This is a genomic window from Agromyces litoreus (assembly GCF_040496015.1).
Classification (GTDB): Bacteria; Actinomycetota; Actinomycetes; order Actinomycetales; family Microbacteriaceae; genus Agromyces; species Agromyces litoreus.
This window is the reverse complement of record NZ_JBEPKA010000018.1, coordinates 22,114-38,907: the sequence shown is the minus strand read 5'-3', so window position 1 is coordinate 38,907 and position 16,794 is coordinate 22,114. Positions and strand designations below refer to the sequence as shown.

The window sequence follows — 16,794 nt, the reverse complement described above, 5'->3', positions numbered from 1 at the left end:
ATGCCGCGGCGGGTGGTCCCGCCGCGGCATCCGCTGCACGAATCGTGCCGCTACTCCCCCGCGAGCCCGCCGAGCAGGTGGCCCATCGGGCGCGCGAGGGCGAAGGGGTCGCCGACGAGCCCACTGCGGTCGGTGCGCTCGACGAGGCCGGCGAACTCGGTCGCCCCGCGCATGATGCGGTCCGGGAGGGAACGGACGCCGTCCCCGCCGCCCCAGTCGCCGGTCGCGGCGAAGACGCCCGTCGTCACCGGCATCGCGTGCAGGTAGGTGAACAGCGGCCGGATCGCGTAGTCGATCGCGAGGGAGTGCCGCGGGGTGCCGCCCGTCGCGCCGATGAGCACCGGGAGGTCGGTGAGCGCCTGCGGATCGATCACGTCGATGAACGACTTGAACAACCCGGCATAGCTCGTCGTGAAGATCGGCGTGACGACGATGAGGCCGTCGGCCGACGCGACCGCGTCGAGCGCCTCCTGGAGTTTCGGCGGCGCGAAGCCCATCAGCAGGTGGTTGGTGATGTCATGGGCCAGGTCGCGCAGCTCGAACACCTGGGCCTCGACCTCGACGCCCCGCTCCTGCAGGAGCGACGCGCTGTCGGCGAGCAGTCGGTCGGCGAGCTGACGGCTCGAACTCGGGGTCGAGAGCCCTGACGAGATGACGACGAGCGTGCGGGTGGTCATCGCACGACCTCCTTCCGGGTCGCGGCGGGGCCGAACGCCGAGCCGGTGGATGCCGCCGGGACCGGAGCATCCTGGTACGGCGAACCGAGGGTGAGGTTGTCGCCGCGGTTCGCGTTCGGCGTGGCCTGGCGCGGCGCACCGTCGCCGTACTTCGCCCGCACGAGCGAGGCGTGGGTGGGCGCGTCGGGCACGTCGGCGGGACGATCCTTCGCGAACTCGCGGCGCAGCACCGGCACGACCACCTCGCCGAGCAGGTCGAGCTGCTCGAGCACGGTCTTCAGGGGCAGGCCCGCGTGGTCGATGAGCCACATCTGGCGCTGGTAGTCGCCGACGTAGTCGCGGAATCCCAGGGTGCGGTCGATGACCTCCTGCGGGCTGCCGACGGTGAGGGGCGTCTGCTGCGTGAATTCCTCCATGCTCGGGCCGTGGCCGTAGACGGGCGCGTTGTCGAAGTAGGGCCGGAACTCGTTCACGGCGTCCTGCGAGTTCCTGCGCATGAAGACCTGCCCGCCGAGCCCGACGATCGCCTGCGCCGCGGTGCCGTGGCCGTGGTGCTCGTAGCGCTGGCGGTACAGCGCGATCATGCGCTGCGTGTGGTACGCGGGCCAGAAGATGTGGTTGGCGAAGAAGCCGTCGCCGTAGAACGCGGCCTGCTCGGCGACCTCGGGCGTGCGGATCGAGCCGTGCCAGACGAACGGGGGCACGCCGTCGAGGGGGCGCGGCGTCGCGGTGAAGCCCTGCAGCGGGGTGCGGAACTTCCCCTCCCAGTCGACGATGTCCTCCCGCCAGAGGCGGTGCAGGAGCTCGTAGCTCTCGATCGCGATGGGCAGGCCCTGCCGGATGTCCTTGCCGAACCACGGGTAGACCGGGCCGGTGTTGCCGCGGCCGAGCATGAGGTCGGCGCGACCGCCGGAGACGTGCTGGAGCATCGCGTAGTCCTCGGCGAGCTTCACCGGGTCGTTCGTGGTGATGAGCGTCGTGGCCGTCGACAGCTGCAGCGTGGAGGTCTGCCCCGCGATGTAGGCGAGCGTCGTGGTGGGCGAGGACGACCAGAACGGCGGATTGTGGTGCTCGCCGAGCGCGAAGACGTCGAGGCCGACCTCCTCCGCATGCCTGGCGATGGTCAGCGTCGCCTGGATCCGCTCGGCCTCGCTCGGGGTGCGGCCGGTCGTGGGGTCCTGCGTGATGTCGCTGACGGTGAAGATTCCGAACTGCATGTCGCCCTCCTGGGCTCCGTCTCTCATTTCATGCGTTTGCATGCAATGAGGTGAACGGGAGGGGCCGTGCGACTATTCCCGGACGCCGGACGGGGTCCGCCCGAGACGGACGACCGCCGCCGCCGCGTCGGCGAGGGCGACCCCGTAACCGCGCCCGTGGCCCGCCGCATGGACCGCGAGCGGATGCAGCTGGTGCAGCGGCACGCGGTCGCGCCAGCCCGCGCGGAGCGGCGCCGCCCGACCGTAGGCGGCGAGCACGTCGTCGAGGAACGGGCAGCCGAACAGCTGCAGCATGGCGAGGTCGGTCTCGCGGTGTCCGCCGTGCGCCGCGGGATCGATGAGCACGACGCCCGCCGAGGACCAGAGCACGTTGCCGTTCCACAGGTCACCGTGCAGGCGCGCGGGCGGCTCGTCGTCGTCGAACACGCCCGAGGAGATGAGCTCGCACGCCCGCTCGACGACGTCCAGCTCCGCATCGGTGAGATGGCCCGCCCCGACGGCGACCGGCAGGAACGGGCGCACGCGGTCGCGCGCGTAGAACGCACCCCACGAGCGGTCGCGCTCCGCGGGCATCTCCCGCCGGCCGATGAAGAGCGGCCCGCGCCATCCGCCCGGCCGCGCGCCGAACGCCTCGGCGCCGGCCGCGTGCGTCCCGGCGAGTGCCGCCCCGAACGCCGTGGCCGCGACGCGCGTCGGGCGCACGTCATCGACCCGCTCGAGCTCGATCCAGCCGGCCCCGACACCGGCGACGGCCGCGATGCGCGCGCCGCGCGCGTCGGCGAGCCAGGCGAGCCCCGCGGCCTCGGCCTCGAAGAAGCCCTCCGGGGCGTCGGCCCGGCGCTTGAAGATCGTCCGCATCGACCCAGTGTCGCGCACCGACCCATCCGGCGAACGGGAGCGGGGCCCGTCGCTCGCGCTACGGGCCCCGCTGGTCGATCGATCCGGACTAGTCCGTCTCGGGCGAACCGTGGTGACCGTGGTCGTGGTCGTGGTCGGGCGAGAGCCCGCCGCCACCGGGGTTGTTGACCGTGCCCTCGGGGCCGGCCGGAGCCGGCAGCGAGAGGCCACCCGGGACCGCGACACCCGCGACGCCGTTGACCGACTCGGTCGAGTAGGCGTACGCGAGGATCGCCATGGCGATCGCGTCGATGTTGACGTCGAGCGCGGCCTGGTTGACGTTGTCGATCGTGTCGCAGGCCTGGTGGTAGCACTGGTCGTACGACTCACCGGCGACGCCGCCCCAGATGGCCGCCTGCTCTTCGGTCTTGAGGACCTCGGCGCCCGTGAAGAGGCCACCCGCGGGGATGTCGCTCTCGATGAACGCCTGGTAGTCGCTCCGGCCGCTGAACTGCGCGTCGTCGTACGGCACGCCCGCCCAGGTGAAGTAGCTCTCGAAGAGGTCCTCGATCTGCACCGAACCCTCGGGGATCGGCACGCCCGCCGGGGCGTCCCAACCGGACTCGTCGCCGTCGTACACCATGAAGATGTGGTTCGGCGAGGCCACCATGTCGAAGTTCAGGTACAGCGCGATGCGGTCCTTCTCTTCCTGGCTGAGGTCGGCGACGTAGGCCTCGGACCCGAGCAGGCCCTCCTCCTCGGCGGCCCACCACGCGAGGCGGATCGTGTTCTGCGGCTTGATCTTGCTGAGGTTCTCCGCGATCTCGAGGAGCGAGGCGGAACCGCTGCCGTTGTCGTTGATGCCGGGGCCGGCCTCGACGGAGTCGAGGTGCGCGCCGGCCATGACCACGTTGTCGTCGTTCACGCCGGTCTTCTCGGCGATCACGTTCTTCTGCGGGCGCGACTCGGGCTCCGGCACGAAGACGTGCGCGGTCGAGCCGTCGGCGGCGAGGGCCACGCCGTCGTCGTAGCTGGCGCCGACGACCGGGATGCCGTGGGTGATCGGCGACCCGTCACCGAGCGTCGCGGCGTTGGCGACGATCAGGTCCTTCCGGGCCTCGGTGTTGCCCTGGTTGAAGATGACCACGGCCTCGGCGCCCGCGTTCTCCGCGTTCTGCGCCTTGTTGCCGAAGTTGCACGCGCCGCGCTGGATGAGCGCGATGTCGTTGTCGCCCGAGAAGTCGAGCCCGTCGAAGTCCGTCGCCTCGCAGCCGCTCGTGCTCGCGTTGCCGAGCCCGAGGTCGAGGTCGACCGGGATCACGTTGCCCGAGACGTCACCGGCGCCGGTGCCGGAGAACGCGCCGGTCTCGTAGTCGGCGGCGACCGGGGTCAGCTGCGACAGCGACGCCGGACCGAAGAACGTGAAGTCGAACTCGTGGATCGAGACGTCCCATCCGGCCGCCTCGAGCGTCTGGACCACGTAGTCGACGCTCTGCTCGTAGCCCTCGGTGCCGGCGGCACGGGTGCCGCCGTTCGCGTCCGCGATGTCCTGCAGCGCCTGCAGGTGCTCCATTGCACCGTCGGCGTCGACGCACTCCATCAGCTTGGCGATCGTGTTGTTGTTGCGAGTGTCGCAGGACTTCCCGCCGGGTGCGGCGAGTGCGGCCCCGGCCGGCACCAGCGCGAGTGCGGCGACCGTTGACGCACTCGTCGCGAGCACCGCGGCGCGGCGGGACAGCCGTGTCGTTCGATACATCGTGTCTCCTCCTGGGCAGCCGTCGTCGGCGCCCTTGAGGCGAGACTCTACTTGTCGTCATCCGCGCTCAACAGACTTGACTTCGAGGATCCCTCCACGTAAAGAGGGGACGATCGTCCGGTATCCGGCATCCTGATCGGGACGATCGGCACGGCTGCCCGGCGGCACGGCACCACGCCGCGTCGGTCAGCCGTCGAGCGCCGCCGCGAGCCCGGAGAGGTCGAGCTCGACGCCGTGCGGGCGTGACGCGCCCGTGATGCGAGCGGGCACCCGCGCGTACCGCCCGCGCTCGCGCTCGGCGTCGAGCCGATCGCGCCACTTCTCGTCGGCGGCGTCGCCCAGGAAGCCGGCATGGCGGGGACGGCCATCGCCGACGAGCTGCACCCCGATCCGGTACTTCGGCGACAGCCACCTCCGTGCGCGCGGCACGAGCACCGCGTGCTGCTCGGCTCCGCCGTGCAGCCGCGCGAGGTCGATCCCCGGCTGGTGGCGCTGGGCGTCGGCGACGGGGACCACGGTGCGCACGTCGGCGGTCACCGGTTCGGCGTCGACGAGCTCCAACGCCTCCAGGTCCTCGAGGTCGCCCATCGGGTCGGGGTTGCGCATGCGACGTTCGCGGAGGAACAGCAGGAGTACCCAGGCCCCGGCCGCGACGATCGCCGCGACCAGGACCGCGTACCAGGGCCCCGCCTCGGGCCGGACGGCCCCGGTGAGCACGAGCAGCGCGACGAGGACGAGGTAGGGCAACGGCTCCCAGCGCAGCAGCGGGACGAAGCGGGGTGCGGACACCCCGACAGGCTACCCGCCGGCTCGCCCGATCGACCTCAGCGGAGCTCGGGCAGCCGGGCGGCGATCTCGTCGAGCACGTCCTCGCTCCCGGCGTAGAGCCCCTGCTCGCGCGGGCGGTGCGACACGACGTCGGTGAAGCCCAGGTCGCGCGCACGCCCGACGGCGTCCTCGAACGCCGCGACGCTCGCCATCGAGTAGCGCGCCTCGCTGTCGAGCGAGAGCATCCGGTCGAACCCCTCGGGGTCGCGACCCTCGGCGGCGAGCGCGTCCTCGAGGCGCGCGACGAGTCCCGCGAGGTGGTCCCACCACGCGGTGTCCGACTCCGCCTCCCCGCCCGTGGTCACCCACCCCTGACCGTGCCGGGCGGCGAGCCGCATCGCCTTCGGGCCGTTGGCCGCCATGAGGAACGGCATGCGCGGATGCTGCGCCGGCTCGCCGACCATGCGCGCCGAGACTGCCGAGTAGCGCTCGCCGGCGTAGGAGATCCCCTCGCCCGAGCTGCGCTCGAAGCGGAGCAGCGCATCGAGCGCCTCGGTGAACTCGCGGAACCGCTCGTGCCGCTCGCGGGGCGTGAGCTCGGCCCGCCCGAGCACGAACGCGTCGAAGCCGGTGCCGCCCGAGCCGAGGCCGAGGATGACGCGCCCGCCCGAGACCTGGTCGAGCGTCGCGATGTCCTTCGCGAACGGCACCGGGTGACGGAAGTTCGGGCTCGCCACGAACGTGCCCAGGCGGATCCGCTCCGTCACCGTCGCCGCGGCGGTGAGGGTCGGCACGGTGGCATGCCATCGCTCCCCCGCCAGCCCGCGCCACGAGAGGTGGTCGTAGGTCCACGCGTGGTCGAAGCCGAGCTCCTCCGCGCGACGCCAGAGGCGCCCGGCCTCCGGCCAGTCGTACTGGGGCAGGATGACGAGGCCGAAGCGCATGGACCGAGCCTACGCCGGGGCCGCGATCGGCCCGGTCGGGGTGTCGGCCCGCGTCTCGGCCGCCCCGTCCGGCCTCGCTCGCGGAGCCGCGCCGTCGCCGGCGGCCCGGGCCCCGGCCGACGCGCTCCCGCTCGCCGGGGCATCCGGACCCTCGACGATCCGGATGGCGGCCGTGGGCAGCGGTTCGACGACCGGCGCGTCGGATGCGACGGGCCGAGGGGCGCGCTCGAGCTTGACGAGCACGATGCCGCCGAGGATCAGGGCGCCGCCCAGGAGCTGCAGCGGCCCGAGGGCCTCGCCGAGCAGCACCCAGCCGACGATGCCGGCGAAGATCACCTCGGACAGGCCGAGGAACGAGGCGAGCCGCGAGCCCAGCAGGCGGATCGAGGCGACGCCCGCCGTGTACGCGAACGCCGTCGAGATCGCGCCGACGGTGACCAGCGGGGCCCACCAGGGCGCGGTGCCCCCGAGGAAGGGGACGTCGGTCAGCCGCACCTCCATGGGCAGCACCCCCAGGAGGCCGACGAGTGCGAGCGCGACCGCGCCGACGACGAATCCCGCGGCCAGGAGCGCGACCGGCGGTACCTGCGCGGTCGCGCGCTCGGCCATGGCGTAGTAGACGCAGACGCCGATCATGGCGATCCCGGCGAGCACGAGGCCGAGCGGGTCGAGCGCGCCGCCGCCGGGACCGATCACGAGCACGAGCCCGCCGATCGCCAGCACCGACCCGCCGAGGACGATGAGCTGCGGCATCCGGCGACTGCGCACCCAGGCGAGGAGCACGAGCGCGACCGGTGCCAGGTACTCGATGAGCAGGGTCATCGACACGGGGATGCGCTCGATCGAGGCGTAGAAGGCGACCTGCACGCCGGCCACCGCGACGACGCCGTAGAGCAGCACCATCCACTTGGCCCGCCAGAGTGGCCGGAGGTCGAACCGGAGCGCGATGAGACCGGGGACGACGAGCAGTGCCGCGGCGATCGAGATGCGCGCGAGGACGGCCGCGCCCGGCGACCATCCGGCTTCGAGCAGCGGCTTGACGAAGACGCCGCCCGCTCCGAACGCGAGCCCGGCCGCGAGGCCGATGACGATCCCGACGATCCCCCGTGATGCACGCACGGCCGCCTCCTCCACAGTCCGCACGCCGTCGGCCATGTCATGACCGAACGCCGTTATGCTCGTTACGGTACTGCCGGCAATGTCAGGAGTCAAATGATTTTCACCGATGACACCGTGGCCGCGCTCGGCTTCATGGCGGCCGTGGCCGACACGGTCCCCGGCGCCTCGGAGTCGGGCGAGGACGAGCTCGTCACGACCGCCGAACTGGCCGCCCTCCTCGACGGATGGGCGTTCTCCGGGCGGCGCGACGGCGACGAGCGCGAGCTCGCCGAGGTGCGCGGGGTGCGCGAGCGCGTCCGCGGCATCTGGACCCTCGAGCGCGACCCCATGGCCGCCGAGGTCAACGCGATCCTCGACGAGGCGCACGCCATCCCCCGGCTCGTCCGGCACGACGGCCTCGACTGGCACATCCACGCCGTCTCGCAGGAGTCGCCGCTGGCCGAGCGCATGCTCGTCGAGGCCGCGATGGCGCTCGTCGACGTGATCCGGGCCGACGGCACCGACCGCCTGGCGCGCTGCGAGGCCGACGACTGCGCGGGCGTCTTCGTCGACCTCTCGAAGAACGCCTCGAAGCGCTACTGCAGCACCCGATGCGGCAACCGGATGGCGACGCGCGCCTACCGCGCCCGGAGCGCCGACTGACCGGACCGGCACCGCTCGGGGCGGCCGGCCGGCCCGCGCATGACGAAGGCCCCCGTCGCGCCGTGGCGCGGCCGGGGGCCTTCGGAAGAAGTTCGCGGGGTCATCGAGAGCCGCGCGGGAATGCGCTCAGCGGCGCAGCCCGAGACGCTCGATGAGCGAGCGGTAGCGGTTGATGTCCACGTCGGCCAGGTAGCCGAGCAGACGACGACGCTGACCGACGAGGAGCAGCAGGCCACGACGCGAGTGGTGGTCGTGCTTGTGCTCCTTCAGGTGCTCGGTGAGGTCCTTGATCCGCTTGCTGAGGATCGCGATCTGGACCTCGGGGGATCCAGTGTCACCGGGGTGCGTCGCGTACTCGTCGATGATCGCCTTCTTGGTGTCTGCATCCAGTGCCATAGATGGGATCCCCTTCCTTGTCGTTGCGCGCTGCCCGGGGCCTCGTGCCTCGGGCTCTCTTGATGCGCGGCCGGTTCACGGCAACCTCAAGAGTCTAGCAGAGCGGATCGCGCCGGCCCGCCGCCGACGCCGCGGCGCCCGGGCCGAACGGAATACCGTCCCCCGCAGGGCCGTTCCCATGAACGTGGATGCGCTGCCAGTCGACGTCGCCGTGATCGGCGCGGGCCAGGCCGGCCTCTCCGCCGCCCACCACCTGCGTCGACGCGGGTTCGCGCCCCTCACGGGTGACTCCGATGCCGCAGGCACGTTCGTCGTGCTCGACGCGAGTCCGGCGCCGGGCGGCGCGTGGCAGCACCGATGGGCGTCGCTGCGGATGGCGACCGTGAACGGCATCCACGAACTGCCCGGGTACCCGGTGCCGCCCGCCGATCCGGCTGCGGCGAGCCGCGACGTCCTGCCGCCGTACTTCGCCGAGTACGAGCAGCGGTTCGAGCTCGACGTGCGACGACCCGTGCAGGTTCGGGCCGTGCGCCGCGCCGACGACGACCCGGCCGGCCGACTCCTGGTCGAGACCGACCGCGGCACCTGGGCGGCCCGGTACGTCGTCAATGCGACCGGCACCTGGACGCGGCCGTTCCGCCCGTACTCGCCCGGCATCGAGCGCTTCCGCGGCCGGCAGCTGCACGTCGCCGACTACGTCTCGGCCGACGAATTCGCGGGCGAGCGCGTGGTGATCGTCGGCGCCGGCGTCTCGGCCGTGCAGCTGCTCGACGAGATCTCGCACGTCGCCGACACGTTCTGGGTGACGCGACGCGAGCCGCACTGGATCGAGGGGGACTTCGACCTGCCCGCGCGCAGCGCGGCCATCGCGGGTGTCGAGGCGCGCGTGCGCGAGGGGCTCCCGCCCGGCAGCGTGATCTCGGTGACGGGCATGCACTGGACCCCGTGGGCCCGGGCCGCGCAGGCGCGCGGCGTGCTGGAGCGCCATCCGATGTTCACCGCCATCGAGGAGGACGGCGTGCGGATGCCCGACGGCTCGTTCATCGCCGCAGACGCGATCCTCTGGGCGACGGGGTTCCGACCGGCCCTCGACCACCTCGCCCCGCTCCGGCTGCGCACCCGCGCCGGCGGCATCCGCGTCGCCGACACCCGTGCCCTCGACGAGCCGCGCCTGTTCCTGATCGGCTACGGACCGAGCCAGTCGACCATCGGGGCGAACCGCGCGGGGCGCGCGGCGGTCCGGCACATCGTCGCCGATCGACGCGAGGCGATCGCGGCCTGAGGGGCCTCGTTGCCGCGCTCGCCCGCCGCGGGCAGACTGTCGCCATGGGCTTCGTCGCCAAGCGCGTGTACGACGCGCCCGACCCCGCCGACGGTCGCCGCGTGCTCGTCGACCGCCTCTGGCCGCGCGGCATCTCCAAGGAGGGCGCCGAGCTCGACGAGTGGGCGAAGGACGTCGCGCCCTCCCCCGGCCTGCGCACCGAGTGGCATCGCGCCGAGCCCGAGCGCTTCGACGAGTACGCGGCTCGCTATCGCGCCGAACTCGACGGGAGCGAGGCCGCGACGGCGCTGCTCGAGTCCGGCCGGTCGAACGAGCGGGTCACGCTGCTGTTCGGCTCGCGCGACGTCGGGCGCAACCACGCGACGGTGCTGTTGGAGTGGCTCGCCACGCAGGGTGCGGACGTGGGAGGCTGAGCCCCCGGGCGCTGCGCACCCGGAAGGTCGCTGGTCCGATGGCCGACGTACGAGGACGAACGGACGATCGCGCGGGCTACCCGCCCCGCCGCCTCACGGCCCTCGTGCTCGCCGTGGGCGCGCTGGCGCTCGGCGCGGCCGGGATCGGGGCGATCGGCGAGACGTCCGGTCGTGCCGCGCTCGCCACCGAGCCGGTCACGGCGATCGTCGTCGACGAGCGCGTCGACGAACGGCTCGTCGCCGACCGACGCGGGAGCCGGCTCGTCCCCTTCCGCATCGTGGGCGTCGAGCTGCCCGACGGCTCGCTCGCCGAGGTCCGGAGCGACACGCTCGCCGTCGGGTCGACGGCGACGGTGTACGTCGGCGGCCCGGGCACCGCGTTCGAGACGCCGCCCGAGCCTCCCGGCCCCCTGGAATGGACGGTGGGCGCGGCGGCCATCGCCGGCGGCGTCACGCTCATGACCGGCTCGGCGCTCGCGCTCCGGCGGTCGCGCCGGCCCTGAGCCGGGCCGGGACCGCGCGTCGACTCACGCCGGGACCAGCGGGAAGATCGCCGGCCACCCGTTGTGCGCGTACACGATCACGCAGAACACGACCGCGTCGAAGATGAGGTGCACGATCAGCACGTAGGTGAGCGACTTGGTGAGCTTGAACGTGTACCCCTGCACCAGGGCGAAGGGGATGGTCAGGAGCGGTCCCCACGACTGGTAGCCGAGCTCCCACAGGAACGACACGAACACGATCGCCTGCAGCAGGTTCGCCTGCCACGTCGGCAGGTGCCGGCGCAGCAGCGCGAACACGGTGCAGATGAAGAACAGCTCGTCCCACGTGCCGACCGCGTTCACCCCGACGAACAGGCGCGCGATCTCGCCGGGCTCGGTCACGGTGGGCCAGTTCTCGTACACGCCCGAGGTGATGAAGTAGAACGGCAGGATGAGCCATCCGGCGGTCGTCACGACGATCAGGTACGCCCACTGCGTGCGGGTCCAGCGCCGGCCGGTGCGCCACGGGAAGCGGATGACGCGCTCGCGGTAGAGGAACCGCGAGATCACGTACGGCACGGCGACCGCGGAGCCGAGCACGAGCGCGAATCGCACCATCGCCTCGTCGGACAGGTCGGCCCTCAGCGACATCGTCGAGATGATCGCCTGGCCGATCGCGATGAGCGCGAGGTCGGGCATGAGGCGCTCGGTCCGGCCCGACCGGTCGGCGAGCCATGCGGCCACGAGTCCCGCCACCAGCAGCACGTAGCCCGGCACACGCTCCTGGAACCCGAAGAGCAGCACGGCCGCGGAGCAGACGATCAGGGCAGGCACGACCGCGATCGGGTGTGTGCGCACCTCTGGCGGTGCGGCGACGGCGGCGGTCACCCCTCCAGCTTCGCACGACCGGGCTCGGCGCGCGGGTCCCGGCGGAGCGCGGCGGGGCGCCCCGACCTGTCGGCGGCGCATGTCAGCATCGAGCCATGACCCGGATGTCGCCTGCGCCCGCCCGCCGCATCCCGAGCCGCCGCGCCGGGATCGTGCCGCCGTACCTGCTGCTGCGCATCGCCGCCGCCGAGGAGCACTACGACATCGCCGCCGAGGCGGCCCGTCGCTCGCTGGTGCGCGACGATCCGATGCGCGAGCTGCGGGCGGAGGGCCTGCCGTCCACCTTCCCGCCGCATGAGCGCCCGGGCCTGGTCGCCGACCGGCCCGGCCCAACGGCCGTCGGGGAGCACCCGGGCGAGGGGGTCGGCCTCGCGCCCGAGCCGGCGCCCGACCGACGCATCTCCGACGCCGAGGGCATCGAGACGCTCCCCGGGCGACTCGTCCGGGCCGAGGGCGAGCCGTCGACAGGCGACGCCGACGCCGACGAGGCGTACGACGGGCTCGGCGAGGTCTTCGCGCTCTTCGCCCGCGCGTACGGCCGCGACGCCATCGACGGCTGCGGCGCACCGCTCGAGGCGACGGTCCACTTCGGCGATCGCTACGACAACGCCTTCTGGGACGGCGAGCGGATGGTCTTCGGCGACGGCGACGGCGAGGTCTTCCGCGGCTTCACGCAGTCGCTGAGCGTCATCGGGCACGAGCTGACGCACGGCCTCACCGAGGCCACCGCGCGGCTGCGCTACCGCGACGAGTCGGGCGCGCTGAACGAGCACGTCTCCGACGTCTTCGGCGCGCTCGTCGAGCAGTACGCGATGGGCCAGGACGCCGGGGCCGCCACCTGGCTCATCGGAGAGGGCGTGTTCACGCCGCTCGTCGAGGGCCGTGCACTGCGTTCGATGCTCGAACCGGGCACCGCGTACGACGACGACGTGCTCGGGCGCGATCCGCAGCCCGCGCACCTGCGCGACTTCATCCGGACCGACGCCGACAACGGCGGCGTGCACCTGAACTCCGGCATCCCCAACCGGGCGTTCGCGCTCGCGGCGGTCGAGCTCGGGGGCTTCGCGTGGGAGCACGTCGGACACGCCTGGTACGACACCCTCACCGACGGCGTGCTCGGCCCGGACGACGGCTTCTCGGTGTTCTCGGCCGCCACGCTCGCCGCCGCGCGATCACGCTTCGGCACGGGTTCCCGCGAGGCCGCGGCCGTCGCCGCCGGATGGCGCGCCGTGGGCGTCGAACCGGAGTAGCATCCGGATCATGGAGGTCGAGGTCTCGCGCAGCGGCGGCCTCGCGGGGCTCCGCCTCACGTGGACCGTGCAGGTCGACGACCAGCCCGATCCCGAGGAGTGGACGCTCCTCGTCGAACGGCTGCCGTGGAGCGACGCGGCGCCGGCACCGCCCGAGCCGGACCGCTACACGTACCGCATCCGCTGCGCGTCGCACGAGGCGACCCTCGCGGAGCGGCAGGTGACCGGGCCGTGGCGCGACCTGGTCGACCGGGTCCGCGAGCGGGCCGAACCCGAGCGAGCGCGGCCGGACGCGGGCGGTCGTGGGGCGCCCGCGCCGGCTACCGCGCCGGAGTCGGCACCCGGGCAGGAGCCCGAGGCGGAGTCGGGATCGCCGGGGCGACGCGCCTGAGCACCCCCCACGCGATCAGCCCCTGCGCGACGAGGTACGTCGACATCACCACGAGGTCGTGGGCGGCGAACTCGTAGCCGGGCAGGAACCGCCCGAGCGCCAGCACCGAGTCCGAGACGACGAAGCACGCGCCGCCGAACGCGACGGCGCCGCCCACGCCGCCGGCGAGCGCGGCCATCGTGCCGAGCACCACGCCGTACACGACGACCGGCGCCGCCAGCGCACCCAGTCCCGGCGCGAGGAGGGCGAGGAAGCCCGCGAACCACGCGACGTACACCGCCGTCCACCACGGCAGGCGGCGTCGCCCGGGCGGCAGGCGCAGGAAGAGCAGCACGTAGGCGACGTGCGCAGCGAGGAACGAGCACAGGCCTGCCACGAACCATCCGTCGCCCGGTGCCGTGAGCAGCGCGTCACCACCCCATGAGAGCGCGATCGCCGCGAAGAGGAGGCCCGCGACCGCGCCACGAGGAGGCCGGGCGAACAGGACGGCCGCCGCGAGCGCGGGCATCAGCAGGAGCTTCGAGGCGGTCACCGCAGCGGGCGAGCCGAGCCCGAGGGCGGCGAGGTGCACGAGCCCGAGCGCGGCGTACGGCGCGAACGCGAGCGCCATGCGCGTCCGCGTGGGCGACGGGGGCGCAGTGGCCGGGCGCGCGCTCACGCGAGCTGCAGTTCGCCGCGCACGATCGAGTCGCCCGAGTGGCCGGGGTCTCCGTCGACGGGCTCCGCCGAGACGTCGACGAGCGGGTACTCGGCGAGGTCGATCCCCGGGGGGACGGTGAGCCGGGCCGAGTCGCCCTCCATGAGCCCCAGGCTCACCAGGCCCGACGCGTCGGCCCGGATCAGCCAGACCTCACGGACCTCGCCCTCCGGCACCTGGGCCTCCAGGTCGACCACGATCGTCCGCTGCCCCGAGGCGTCCTCCTCGACCGCGGCGCGCCCCGCCGTGTCCCAGCCGGGGAAGGCGTCGAGCTCCGCGGTCGCGAGCACGACCTCGGGCTCCGGCTCGGGCGCGATGCCGCCCACGGCGAGGCCGAGGCCGACGCCGACGACCAGTCCGGTCACGGCCGCCGCAGCGGCGACGAGCCAGCGGCCCCGGCGTCGGCGCGGCGCGGCGCCCCCCGCGGCGACGGCGGGCGTTCGCCGCCGTCGCGGCGGAACATGCGCCGACGGTTCGGCGATCGGCGCCGGCACCGGTTCGGACCCGCTCGCCCCGCGCACGGCGTCGGCACCGGCCGCGAGCGCGGGCGCCCGCTCGACCAGCGGGTCGTCGGCGAGGTCGTCGGAAAGGCCGAGTCCGGCGTGGATTCCGGCCCATACCGACGACGGCGGTGCTTCGAGGTCGTCGTCCGCGTCGGCGGCGCCGCCGCGGCCGATCGCCACGGTCCGCGCGAGTGCGTCGAACTCCTCGCCGCACTGCTCGCAGGTCGCGAGGTGGTCGCGGACGTCCGGCCCGGGCGCGTGCCCGTCCAGCGCGAGCACCGCCAGCTCGTCAGGCTCGATGTGGTCCATCCTCCACCTCCCATCGTGTGCGCAGCCGGGTCAGGCTGCGTCGGACATGGCTCTTCACGGTGCCGATCGGCAGGTCCATCCGCTCGGCGATCTGCGAGTGGCTGAGCTCGTCGTAGAACGCGAGCTGCATGACCTTCCTCGGCACGGGCTCGAGCCGGTCGAGCTCCTCGGCGACCATCACCCGGTCGGCGAGGTCGTCGTGCGCGACCGGCGGGTCGACGGCCGCCTCCGCGGCCAGGCGTTCGTCGAGGCGACGGGCCCGAGCCCGGGCCTCGTGGGCGTCCGCGATGCGATGCCGGGTGATCCCGACGATCCACGCCCCGAGCGACGAGCGGGTCGGGTCGAACGATCCGCGGCCCTTCCACGCCGAGATGTACACCTGCTGCGTGACGTCCTCGGCGTCGGTGCGGTCGCCGAGCGAGCGCGACGCGAGCCGGAACACCAGCGGCGACCAGCGCGCGTACGCCTCCCGGAGCGCACGCTCGTCGCCGGCGGCGAACTCGAGCGCGAGGCTCCGGTCGTCGAGGTCGGCGAACGTGGTGGTCACGGGTCGGGGTCCACTCCCTCGTCGCGGGGTCCGGATGCCCACCGCGCCGGGGGCCGGCGGGCGGGGCGTCGCGGCGGTCGCCTGCGACGTCGGCATCAGCATATCGATCGCTCCCCCGGCTCAGCCGATCGGGGTCGCCGTGACGACCAGGTTCGAGAGGTAGGTTCGGCGGTCGTAGTCGAATGCGCCGCCGCAGGTCACGAGCGTCAGGCGCGGATCGCCCGTCCGGTCGAACGCGGCATCCCAGTCGACGGCGGCCTTCTCGATCACGTCGAGCCGCTGCACGGCGTAGGTGCGACGCGTGCCCTCCGCGTCGGTGACGACGACCTCGGTGCCGGGGGTCGCGTCGCGCAGGCGGGCGAAGGGCAGCACGCGGTACTCGAGCGAGTCCACGTGCGCGGCGATGACCGCGGACCCGGCCGCGCTCCCCGGTGCCGGGCCCCACCGATACCAGGCGGCGATCGCGGGATCGTCGAACAGGCCCATGGCGCCGTCGCCGTCCAGCCCGACCGGCTCCACGCTCACGTCGATGCCGAGTGCCGGGACCTCGAGGCGGGTGGGCCGGGGGACGACCGTGCGGCGCTGGTCCTCGAGCGCGGCCGACTGCCGCGGGATGTCCGGGACCGAGGCCGGCGGTGCCGCTGCCGCGGGCCGCGCGACGCGCTCCTCGACCGGAGCGGCCGCGGCCGGCGGTGCGGCACTCGCCGGCGGCGCGGCGGAGTCGACCCCCGACGACTCCGCCGCTCGTCCGGCCGCGAGGCCGAACACGGCGGAGGCCGCGATCAGGCACCCGAGGAGCCCGACCGCGACCTCCTTCCCTCCCACCGGGATCAGCGCTCCGTCTTCGAGGTCGCGACGCGACGGGTGGTCAGCGCGGCGACCGCGGACGCAGCGAGCACGAGGACTCCGATGCCGCCCCCGAGGGCGAGCTGCTGCTGGGGCGAGTTGGTGGCGACGAGGCCGGCCTCACCCGCGGGCACGCCGTCCGGGCTCGAGTGCATGCCGCCCACGGTCTGCACGGCGAGCGCCAGGCTGTCGTCCTCGAGGCTGCCCCACGCGTAGGCGATGGTCAGCTGGCCCTCGGCGACGTCGACGTCGGCCGGCCCGAGGACCGGGTCGGTCGTGCCGGCGGCGGCCACCGATGCCGAGACGACGCCGGCCGGCAGGTCGAGCGTGGCCTCGTCCGGGTTGGCGAGCCCCTCGATCACCGGGTCGCCGCCCGCGAGGACGTCGACCTCGGGCGCCGCGGCGATGTGGCGCACGGTCAGTCGACCCTCGCCCGCGGCGATGTCGGACGTGTCGTTGGTGAACAGGGTGGCCGTCGGGTTGCCCTCGGCGTCCAGGTGCGCGGCGGCCGTGTAGTTCATGCCCGCCTCGAGCGGCAGGTCGACCGGCCCGATCGCGGGCTCGGACGCGTCGGCCGCATCGGACGCCGTGATCGCGACGGTGTAGGTGCCCGCGGGCAGTTCGAGCGGTCCGGCGAGGTCGCCGGGCTCGAAGTCGTCGAGCGTCAACTCGTCGTTGACGTAGACGTCGACGGTGAGGCCCGGAACGCCGTGGAGCACGGACAGCATGGCTGCGTCCTCGGCGGCGTTGGCGGGTGCTGCGGCGCCGAGTGCGACGAGCGCACCGACCCCGATTCCGGCGGCGAAGAGCGTGTTCATGGTTCCCTCCAG

At 73.5% G+C, this 16,794-nt stretch carries 20 protein-coding genes; 6 read left to right on the top strand and 14 right to left on the bottom strand.

The annotated features are described in order from the left end of the window. Positions 1 to 50 precede the first annotated feature (50 nt). From ABME01_RS13230 to ABME01_RS13200, 7 genes are all read right to left on the bottom strand, one after another. On the bottom strand, positions 51 to 677 hold the full coding sequence (locus ABME01_RS13230; protein ID WP_353828893.1) for a CE1759 family FMN reductase: 627 nt from the start codon (positions 675 to 677) through the stop codon (positions 51 to 53). Then, positions 674 to 1,894, bottom strand: a complete 1,221-nt coding sequence (locus tag ABME01_RS13225) for an LLM class flavin-dependent oxidoreductase (protein WP_353828892.1) — start codon at positions 1,892 to 1,894, stop codon at positions 674 to 676. Before ABME01_RS13225 ends, ABME01_RS13230 begins: the two co-directional genes overlap by 4 nt. Positions 1,895 to 1,966: 72 nt before the next feature. Next, positions 1,967 to 2,752, bottom strand: a complete 786-nt coding sequence (locus tag ABME01_RS13220; RefSeq protein ID WP_353828891.1) for a fructosamine kinase family protein — start codon at positions 2,750 to 2,752, stop codon at positions 1,967 to 1,969. Positions 2,753 to 2,840: 88 nt separating this feature from the next. Next, a complete protein-coding gene (locus tag ABME01_RS13215) occupies positions 2,841 to 4,487 on the bottom strand; it encodes a M28 family peptidase (RefSeq protein ID WP_353828890.1) in 1,647 nt (548 codons plus the stop codon). A gap of 186 nt (positions 4,488 to 4,673) precedes the next feature. Then, a complete protein-coding gene (locus ABME01_RS13210) occupies positions 4,674 to 5,276 on the bottom strand; it encodes a hypothetical protein (protein ID WP_353828889.1) in 603 nt (200 codons plus the stop codon). 35 nt (positions 5,277 to 5,311) lie between these two features. After that, on the bottom strand, positions 5,312 to 6,199 hold the full coding sequence (locus ABME01_RS13205) for an LLM class flavin-dependent oxidoreductase (protein ID WP_353828888.1): 888 nt from the start codon (positions 6,197 to 6,199) through the stop codon (positions 5,312 to 5,314). A 9-nt stretch (positions 6,200 to 6,208) separates the two neighbouring features. Further along, positions 6,209 to 7,318 carry an EamA family transporter gene (locus tag ABME01_RS13200; protein ID WP_353828887.1) on the bottom strand — a complete coding sequence of 370 codons (1,110 nt, stop codon included), beginning with the start codon at positions 7,316 to 7,318 and terminating at the stop codon, positions 6,209 to 6,211. A 93-nt stretch (positions 7,319 to 7,411) separates the two neighbouring features. Between ABME01_RS13200 and ABME01_RS13195 the strand changes: the two genes are divergently transcribed. Then, positions 7,412 to 7,960: a CGNR zinc finger domain-containing protein gene (locus tag ABME01_RS13195; protein WP_353828886.1), complete on the top strand. Its 549-nt coding sequence runs from the start codon at positions 7,412 to 7,414 to the stop codon at positions 7,958 to 7,960. A 126-nt stretch (positions 7,961 to 8,086) separates the two neighbouring features. Here the strand turns inward: ABME01_RS13195 and rpsO are convergent, their stop codons facing one another. After that, positions 8,087 to 8,356 carry a 30S ribosomal protein S15 gene (gene rpsO / locus ABME01_RS13190; protein WP_353828885.1) on the bottom strand — a complete coding sequence of 90 codons (270 nt, stop codon included), beginning with the start codon at positions 8,354 to 8,356 and terminating at the stop codon, positions 8,087 to 8,089. A 178-nt stretch (positions 8,357 to 8,534) separates the two neighbouring features. On the opposite strand from rpsO, the gene ABME01_RS13185 reads away from it, so the two are divergent. From ABME01_RS13185 to ABME01_RS13175, 3 genes are read left to right on the top strand one after another with little or no spacing between them, the layout of a single operon-like run. Then, entirely contained in the window at positions 8,535 to 9,638 is a 1,104-nt protein-coding gene (locus tag ABME01_RS13185; RefSeq protein WP_353828884.1) for an FAD-dependent oxidoreductase, read from the top strand. Positions 9,639 to 9,682: 44 nt separating this feature from the next. Next, positions 9,683 to 10,051 (top strand): DUF488 domain-containing protein, encoded by a 369-nt coding sequence (locus ABME01_RS13180; protein WP_353828883.1) that lies wholly within the window; start codon positions 9,683 to 9,685, stop codon positions 10,049 to 10,051. Between the two features lie 38 nt (positions 10,052 to 10,089). Beyond that, complete coding sequence (locus ABME01_RS13175; RefSeq protein ID WP_353828882.1) at positions 10,090 to 10,554, top strand: hypothetical protein; 465 nt, start codon at positions 10,090 to 10,092, stop codon at positions 10,552 to 10,554. A gap of 24 nt (positions 10,555 to 10,578) precedes the next feature. Here ABME01_RS13175 and ABME01_RS13170 read toward each other — a convergent pair whose 3' ends face one another. Beyond that, complete coding sequence (locus ABME01_RS13170; RefSeq protein WP_353828881.1) at positions 10,579 to 11,421, bottom strand: CPBP family intramembrane glutamic endopeptidase; 843 nt, start codon at positions 11,419 to 11,421, stop codon at positions 10,579 to 10,581. A gap of 104 nt (positions 11,422 to 11,525) precedes the next feature. Between ABME01_RS13170 and ABME01_RS13165 the strand changes: the two genes are divergently transcribed. Both ABME01_RS13165 and ABME01_RS13160 read left to right on the top strand, forming a co-directional pair. Beyond that, positions 11,526 to 12,671 carry a M4 family metallopeptidase gene (locus tag ABME01_RS13165; RefSeq protein ID WP_436407436.1) on the top strand — a complete coding sequence of 382 codons (1,146 nt, stop codon included), beginning with the start codon at positions 11,526 to 11,528 and terminating at the stop codon, positions 12,669 to 12,671. Positions 12,672 to 12,681: 10 nt separating this feature from the next. Then, on the top strand, positions 12,682 to 13,062 hold the full coding sequence (locus ABME01_RS13160) for a protealysin inhibitor emfourin (RefSeq protein WP_353828879.1): 381 nt from the start codon (positions 12,682 to 12,684) through the stop codon (positions 13,060 to 13,062). Here the strand turns inward: ABME01_RS13160 and ABME01_RS13155 are convergent. The 5 genes from ABME01_RS13155 to ABME01_RS13135 all read right to left on the bottom strand — a co-directional run bounded on the left by ABME01_RS13155 (position 12,992) and on the right by ABME01_RS13135 (position 16,782). Beyond that, positions 12,992 to 13,672, bottom strand: coding sequence for a lysoplasmalogenase (locus ABME01_RS13155; protein WP_353828878.1), 681 nt, complete (start codon positions 13,670 to 13,672; stop codon positions 12,992 to 12,994). The genes ABME01_RS13160 and ABME01_RS13155 overlap by 71 nt on opposite strands. A gap of 44 nt (positions 13,673 to 13,716) precedes the next feature. After that, positions 13,717 to 14,571, bottom strand: a complete 855-nt coding sequence (locus ABME01_RS13150) for an anti-sigma factor (protein ID WP_353828877.1) — start codon at positions 14,569 to 14,571, stop codon at positions 13,717 to 13,719. Beyond that, complete coding sequence (locus ABME01_RS13145) at positions 14,552 to 15,118, bottom strand: RNA polymerase sigma factor (RefSeq protein ID WP_353828876.1); 567 nt, start codon at positions 15,116 to 15,118, stop codon at positions 14,552 to 14,554. The genes ABME01_RS13150 and ABME01_RS13145 overlap by 20 nt, the downstream gene beginning before the upstream one ends. A gap of 120 nt (positions 15,119 to 15,238) precedes the next feature. Beyond that, positions 15,239 to 15,943: a class F sortase gene (locus tag ABME01_RS13140; protein WP_353828875.1), complete on the bottom strand. Its 705-nt coding sequence runs from the start codon at positions 15,941 to 15,943 to the stop codon at positions 15,239 to 15,241. A gap of 5 nt (positions 15,944 to 15,948) precedes the next feature. Beyond that, positions 15,949 to 16,782: a DUF4397 domain-containing protein gene (locus ABME01_RS13135; protein ID WP_353828874.1), complete on the bottom strand. Its 834-nt coding sequence runs from the start codon at positions 16,780 to 16,782 to the stop codon at positions 15,949 to 15,951. Positions 16,783 to 16,794: the final 12 nt, after the last annotated feature.